Source organism: Thermodesulfitimonas sp., assembly GCF_052743955.1.
Genome location: NZ_JBRAIN010000078.1, coordinates 1 through 6,982, shown reverse-complemented (window position 1 = coordinate 6,982; position 6,982 = coordinate 1). Strand labels below are relative to the sequence as shown.

The following is a 6,982-nucleotide window of genomic DNA, read 5'->3' as shown; positions in this document are numbered from 1 at the left end:
TCTGACCACCTTAAATCTTTTCTTCGACCCAGCCCTCCAGTTCCAGTAACGCGCTTTGGAATTCGGTCAGCTCTTCTTCTTGGCAGTTGAGATAGCCCCGGTGTATAGCTTCGGCGATACGCCTGGCTATTTCCAAGGCAGCAAAGCGGTTGTTCGCCGCCAACCGGCGGCGCATCTCCTGGTCCAGCAAGAAGCGGTGGAGCGCCTCGCGGAAAACCCACTCGCTTACCCGGCCAGTGGTGGCCTTAAGACCGATCAGATATTCCAGTCGCTCGGCTATCTTTTGGGCGCCGTGGTGTTGGTGCTTCAGCATCTCGTCAATCCACCTGGGGTTGAAGAGGCGCGTTCTCACCGCGCGGTCAATAGCCAGGCCCACATCGGATACTTCGGTAATTTCTTCGGTAGTGTCTACCACCCACTGCGCGAGAGTCTTTCCTTTCTTTTCCGCCACGCTCCGGGAAAGCCCGCCAAAAAACTCGTAGTAATGGTCGAGATCGATGAATTCGTATTCCGTGCTGTGCCTCACCTGCGAAACCACGTCAACCGTGGAGATAAGTTTGGCAAAGAGCGCACGGTTTTCCTGAATCTTGCCGCGGTGATAGCAGTAGCACATGGAACTGTCGTAACTTTCCACTAACTCCTTTTCTTCCCGCCAAGCCCCAGTTTCTACAAGTGCTCGCATTGTCGTGGCGTACTCCGTAGCATGGGGCCCGAACACCCGTGCCCGCCCGGCATTACCATGTTCTACTTCCATTTCCAAGCTGTGTTTGCGGACAAAGTTCGTATCTTCCGGTTCCGCAGCGCTGGCCGCTATTTCTACTGCCTTGTTGATCAGTTCAATCTGAGAACCACATATGTCGCGGAAGATGCCGCAGATGGTCACTAGAACATCAATACGGGGCCTGCCCAGTTCCTCCAGAGGAATAAGCTCCAGTTCCTTGAACCAGGGGCTTTCCTTTCGGACCAGACGTACGCCGAGATAAGCCAGGATTTGGGCTATGGTTTCGCCCCCTGTGCTTAAGGTCTCAAACCCCCACAGCACCATCCCCACTGTTTCCGGGTAGCGCCCGTGCATGCGGTAAAATCTCTCCAGAATAACCTTTACTGCTTCTTCCCCGCGCTTTAGCGCCAGGGATGTGGGAATCAGCCGCGGGTCGAACTCGTACATATTCCGACCGACAGGGTAAACCTCAGGCGAACGCACCGGATCTCCAGCCAGGTTGGGAAGAAGGTAGCGCCCATCCAGCACCGAAAGGAGCCCCGCACTTTCCTGCGAGCGGGCAATGTTCTCCTTCACTTGGGTAAGATACCGGCCTATTTCCGGTGGCAGGGCCGCCTCATCCCCCGCCAGCCAGCGCCTGATCACCTGGTGAACTTCGCGGTCAACAGCAGCAAATGCCTCCGGTTCCCGAGCGAGGCTCTCGTAGGGAAAACCCCTTCTCTCGGCCACCAACCGGTAAAGCGAGGGCACTTCCCGGTCAAACCGGACGAGGGCCACCAAATAGGCAATCAAGTCCTCTTCCGCAAGTTGCCTGTCCAGAACGTGCAAACCTTTGGGGAGAAGCCGCCTTTTCATCCGGTAAAGATAGACTTCTAATTCTGCCAGATCCCCAACTGGCAGGGAAAGCGCCCGCGCTTTCTCTTTAATTGCCCCAGCCAGAACTTCTTTGTCCTGACCTTCAGCTTTCCGGTACTCCGCCAGCAATTCCTCCAACTCCAGATACTCACCGTAAAGGCCGGCAGCAACTACCGGCGGCGAGGCGTGAGAAACCGTAACCGCGTAGCTTCTCCGCTTGGCGATGGTGGATTCCGAGGGGTTCCCCACCCAGTAGTAGTAGAGGTGGGGAATGTCGCCAATCAGAATGTCCGGGAAGCAGCGGCGCGACACCGGGGCTTCTTTGCCCTTGGTGAACTCCAGGGTGCCGTGCATTCCCCAGTGGATGATGCAGTCCACCTTAAATTCTCTTTGCAACCACCAGTAAAAACAGAGGTACTGGTGGTGCGGCGGCAACTCCTTGTCGTGATAGGCTTTCTCGGGATTTTCGTGAACACCGCGCGATGGTTGAACGCCAATGAAAACGTTATCCGCCACCACACCGGGGATCAAAATCTGCCCATTTCTGACCATTACGGTTCCTGGCGGTTCTCTCCAGTGCCTTTCAATCTGCGCCCGCAAATCCGGCGGCAGCTCACTGTACCACCGGCGGTAAACCGCCGCATCCACTGTTATCCCAGGAGGAGCCACCTGCCACTCAGGGTTGTTTACCACGCCGCAGGACAAAAGAAACTCCCCTAGGTCCCCCGCCGGAACTTCCACACGGTACCCGGCAGCCGCCAGCCTTTCGAGAAAGATCCGCAGGCTTTCCAGAGCATCGAGATAACCGGCGCTGCCCAGGTTAGCTTCGCCCGGAGGATAGTCGTACAGAATAATGGCTAGTCTTTTCTCGGCGTTGGGCTTGCGCCGCAAGCAAAGCCACTTGCGAACCCGCCCACAAAGCCTCTCTATTCCTTCGGGCAGGGCCCGGACTTCCTTCACTTCTCCACCCAGGAGCTCGTCCTTCCCAAGAGAGACGAGTCCCCCCACGTAAACCGGCTCGATACAGCCGTCCAACTCCGGTAACATAACGCCGAGGGTAATTTCTAGAGGATTCAACCGGTTCTCTCTTTGCCATTCCCCTATTTCCGTCGTGTAAGACCGAAACCCGGTCAGCACCGGAACACCAAGTTCTGACAGCAACTGGTAAGTTGGTTCGGGCGCTCCGCCGTATGGCCCGCCGTGCAAACGGAAATACTGCAGATTAATCACGAGGTCAACCACTGGGCGCCCTTCGTCGAAAAAGCAGGAACGGAGAGCCGTGAGGTTGTGCTCCACCCTAGAAAAAACTGGAATGAGGTTGATCTCACCACGCAATTCTTTTATCAGCGCCTCTACCACCGGCACGCAGTCGGCAAAGTGCATGCCGCCGTAAAAGAAAATGCCCACGGCAGGCTTGCTCTCGTCCCAGCTTACAGAAGTCTTAAAAACCTTCAGGTCGGTAAAACGGTGATCAGGAGGCCACCAGATCCCCCAGTCGGAAATTTTTTGGGGCGGCCTGACCTCTACCTTTGCCCCGCAGTATTCTCGCAGCAGGAAAAGAAACAGGTTTTTGAGGTTTTCCTTGCCGCCCTCGGCGTAATATTCGCAGGCCAGCACCCAGTTGCGCATGTGCTTAAGCTTGCCCACCGGGAGAACTGAACCCAGTTTTTTGGCAATCTCGGCAAACTTCCTCGCTTTAAGATAAGCCTCGATGTCAAAGCGCCCCTCGCGCCGGGGGAGATCGGCGCCGGAAAAAGAACCCATCCGGGTGAGGAAAAGAAGATCGCGGCTCCCGCCGACCAGAACCACCACCGTGGCAGCGCTTCTGGTTATCAGTTCCCGGAGCCGGTCCGTGAATTCCGTCTGCCCCCGGATGTCCACGAGAATAACCCGGGCGCTTTTTACCGCTTCTTCCACCTCCCTCGGATCAATTCTTCCTCGCTCCCAGTCGGAGAAATAGATTTTTTTGACCGAAAGAATTTCCCCATATTCCGCTCTGATTTCTGCCAGAGCTTCTCTGAGTTCCCGGGTATTATCAATGGTGCTGAGAAGAAGAAAACCGACCATTCTTTCACCTCATTTTGTGGCCGCGCTGCCCTCAAAGTTGCGCGGGTACCTGAGCTTGTCCCTGAATTTGCCTCTTCACAACACGGCCAGTTCTACCTTCCCCTTTCCAGGCGGATGCGCGGGTCGAGGAAAACGTAAGATATATCCCACCAGGAGGTTCACCAGGACAAAGACCGCAGCCATGAAAAGAGCGTATCCCTGGATCACCGGGTAGTCCCGGTTGAAGATGGAATCCACGGCAAACTTCCCCACGCCCGGCCAGGCAAAGATGGTTTCCACAATTACCGCTCCCCCCAAAAGATGCCCGCCCAGCACGTCCAGCATGCCGGCCCGCAAAATCCGGGCGCAGACGGCGGCCAGCCCAAACCCTAAGGTTACCGCCGGCAGCACCAGATGCTTCAACCCGCCCCGGCCCATTACCGGCAATAGCCCCAGTTTCACGGCGAAAAAGTAGATGAGCCCGAGCCCCAGCCAGAAGCCGGGAAGGTGATGATGGAAACCCCGACGAAGACCGGCACCAGACAAAGCAGCCGCCTTACCACGTAGCACCACACAAGATTACCCCCTTTGCAGCGCAACCCATCCAACAATATTTAGGGCTTGAGTCACCAACAAAACCGCAGCGGCCTACCCGCGGCCGTGCTCGTGGCCGTGCAGGTGGCCGTGGGCGTGGCTATGCTGGTGGGTGTGCGGGTGGGTATGCACCGCCTGTCCGCCGTGACGGTGCGGGTGCGCTCCTAAGATGCCCGCTAACTTTTCCTGGTCCACCGCAACTTCCTGGAAGGGCTTCCGCCGCATCCGGTGGGCCAGGGCCAGGTGCGCCGTCTCTCGCACATCTACCTCGGTTACTTGGGTCCGCCCGGCAAGTGCCGCGTTGGTTTTCGCCGCTTTCAGCATCACCAGGTCCGCCCGGTGGCCGTCTACTCCCATCTCGATCGCCGTCCGGGCGATAAGGAGCAGGATCTCGTCGGCGGCCGTCACTTGGGGCAGAAGCGCCCGCGCCGCCACGATCTGCTCCCGGAGCCGCTGCTGCTCCGGTTCCCAGGCCGCCGCAAAGCCCGCCGGGTCCTCCTCGAAGGCAAGGCGCCGCTTCACGATCTCGGCCCGCAGCGCCGGATCGGTCACTCCGGTGATGTTGACGCAGAGACCGAAGCGGTCGAGTAACTGCGGCCGCAGCTCCCCCTCCTCCGGGTTCATCGTCCCCACCAGGATGAAGCGCGCCGGGTGGCTGAAGGAAACGCCCTCGCGCTCCACGGTGTTCACCCCCATCGCCGCCGCGTCGAGCAAAACGTCCACCACGTGGTCGTCCAAAAGGTTCACCTCGTCCACGTAGAGGATGCCCCGGTTGGCTGCGGCAAGCACCCCCGGCTCGAACCGCTTCTCCCCTTTTTTGAGCGCGTGCTCGATGTCGAGCGTCCCCACCACCCGGTCTTCCGTGGCCGAGACCGGCAGGTCCACCACCCGCATCTTCCGGGTCGCCACCGGCAGCTCCTCCCCCGCCTCCCGCCGGTGGCGGCAGTCCGCACACATCACCGTTATGTCGTCCGGGTCGCAGCCGAAGGGGCAGCCGGCAACCACCCTGATCTCTGGCAAAAGCTCGGCCAAGCCCCGCACCGCCGTCGATTTAGCGGTGCCCTTTTCACCCCGAATCAGCACCCCGCCGATCCGCGGGTTGACCGCGTTTAAAACCAGCGCCTTCTTCATCTCTTCCTGGCTAACCAAAGCAGTGAAAGGAAAAATCTCTTGGCGCATAAATCAACCTCCGTTTTCAACTTTGCACTATCTAACGCCGCACTTCGAACCAGTAACTCAATCCGTTAACGCCCGCACCGCCTGCACCAGCACGTCCGCCTTCAAATCTTCAACCCGGAAATAGGTCGCCCCCAGCGCCGCCGCTAACCGTCGCGCCAGTCCGAAATTTAAGACACCTTCTCTCTCCACGTCTACTACCAGGCTCTTAAGCCGCTGCTCCTCCTGGATCAGCGCTGCCACCTGCCAGGCCTCCTCTAAGGGCTTGCCGTTCCCTAATCCCACGTTCCCCCGCCCGTCGGAGATGATAATCAGGAGCGGTGCGAGGTTGGGGTTTTTGCGAAGCTCTACCCGCGCCGTCTCGTAGGCCTGCAGCAGCCCCGCGGCCAGCGGTGTTCGCCCGCCCGTGGGCAGTTCCTCCAAGCACCGGTAGGCTAACTCCACACTGTTCGTCGGCGGGAGCAAAACCGCTGCTCGCTCGCCTTTAAAGGCGATCAACCCCACCCGGTCCCGCTTCTGGTAGGCATCCAGCAGCAAGGATAAGACCGCTCCTTTGGCGGCTACCATCCGCTGCTGCGCCCCCATCGAGCCGCTCGCGTCCACCACGAAGAGGAGGAAGTTCCCCACCCGCTTTTCCCGCACCTTTTCCCGGATGTCGTCAGGCACGATAGCGATCGCCAGGCCCTTTTTCTCTCGCCGCTGCTGGTGGGGCGCAGCCGCCCGCAGCGTCGCGTCGAAGGCCAAGTCGTTCCGCCCCCGCCGCACCGTCGCCCGGACGTAGCGCCCGGCGCGGGTCGGGGTGAGGGTGCGCGAGCGGCGTCCCGAACCCTTGCGTAAGATACGGTCCCGCCCGTACTCTAACCGCCGCACCGGGAAAGGCTCGCCGACGGCAAAAACCGTCTCCGGCGCTTCTTTCTCCTCCCGTTCCCCACCCTGCTGCTCCCGCTCATCCCCTTTCGCCGGCGGCGGGGTGGGCGCCTTATCTTTTTCTTGCTCCTGCCGGTCCTCCGGTGGTTCCTCTTCCTCCGGCTGCGCTGGCGGTTCTTCCGGTGGTTCCTCCCGCGGTTCCTCCTCCGGCTGCTGCGCCGGCGGCGGCGGGACCTCACGCCGCCGGTGGTAGAGTACCAGTTCCGCCACCCGCTCCACGTCTTCCGGCGTCGCCGCGTCCCGCTCCTCCCAGGCAGCAAGCGCCCGCGCCGCCTGCACCAGCACGATTTCCGCTCGCTGCCCGGCACAGAAGGCTGCTGCCGCTAGTTCTGTCGCTCGCTTCACCGCCGCCTCCCGAACCGCCACCGCCGCCAGGCGGGCGCGCGCCGCCGCCAGCCGCTGCCGCAGCTCTTCCTCTTGCGGCGCAAAAGCCTGGATGAAGCCCACCGGGTCAGCGTCATACGCCTCGCGCCGCCGCGCGATCGCCGCCCGCGCCGCCGGGTCCCGCACCGCCGCCACCGGTACGCACAGCCCGAAGCGGTCGAGCAACTGCGGCCGCAGCTCTCCTTCCTCCGGGTTCATCGTCCCCACTAAGATGAAGCGCGCCGCGTGGGCGAAGGAAATCCCTTCCCGCTCCACCACGTTCACCCCGGAGGCCGCCGC

At 60.5% G+C, this 6,982-nt stretch carries 4 protein-coding genes; all 4 read right to left on the bottom strand.

What is annotated here, in order from left to right; genetic code table 11:
• Nucleotides 1-10 precede the first annotated feature (10 nt).
• Complete coding sequence (locus tag ACUVTA_RS07255; protein WP_445952291.1) at nucleotides 11-3,643, bottom strand: cobaltochelatase subunit CobN; 3,633 nt, start codon at nucleotides 3,641-3,643, stop codon at nucleotides 11-13.
• Between the two features lie 75 nt (nucleotides 3,644-3,718).
• Nucleotides 3,719-4,192 carry an ABC transporter permease gene (locus tag ACUVTA_RS07250; RefSeq protein WP_445952290.1) on the bottom strand — a complete coding sequence of 158 codons (474 nt, stop codon included), beginning with the start codon at nucleotides 4,190-4,192 and terminating at the stop codon, nucleotides 3,719-3,721.
• 78 nt (nucleotides 4,193-4,270) lie between these two features.
• The gene (locus ACUVTA_RS07245; protein WP_445952289.1) at nucleotides 4,271-5,395 is read right to left on the bottom strand and encodes an ATP-binding protein; all 1,125 of its coding nucleotides are present in this window, start codon (nucleotides 5,393-5,395) and stop codon (nucleotides 4,271-4,273) included.
• Between the two features lie 57 nt (nucleotides 5,396-5,452).
• On the bottom strand, nucleotides 5,453-6,982 hold a 1,530-nt coding region (locus tag ACUVTA_RS07240), incomplete at its 5' end, for a VWA domain-containing protein (RefSeq protein ID WP_445952288.1).

Coding starts and splice junctions, on each gene's coding strand:
- ACUVTA_RS07255 (WP_445952291.1), bottom strand. CDS start 3,643: ATGGTCGGTTTTCTTCTTCTCAGCACCATTGATAATACCCGGGAACTC.
- ACUVTA_RS07245 (WP_445952289.1), bottom strand. CDS start 5,395: ATGCGCCAAGAGATTTTTCCTTTCACTGCTTTGGTTAGCCAGGAAGAG.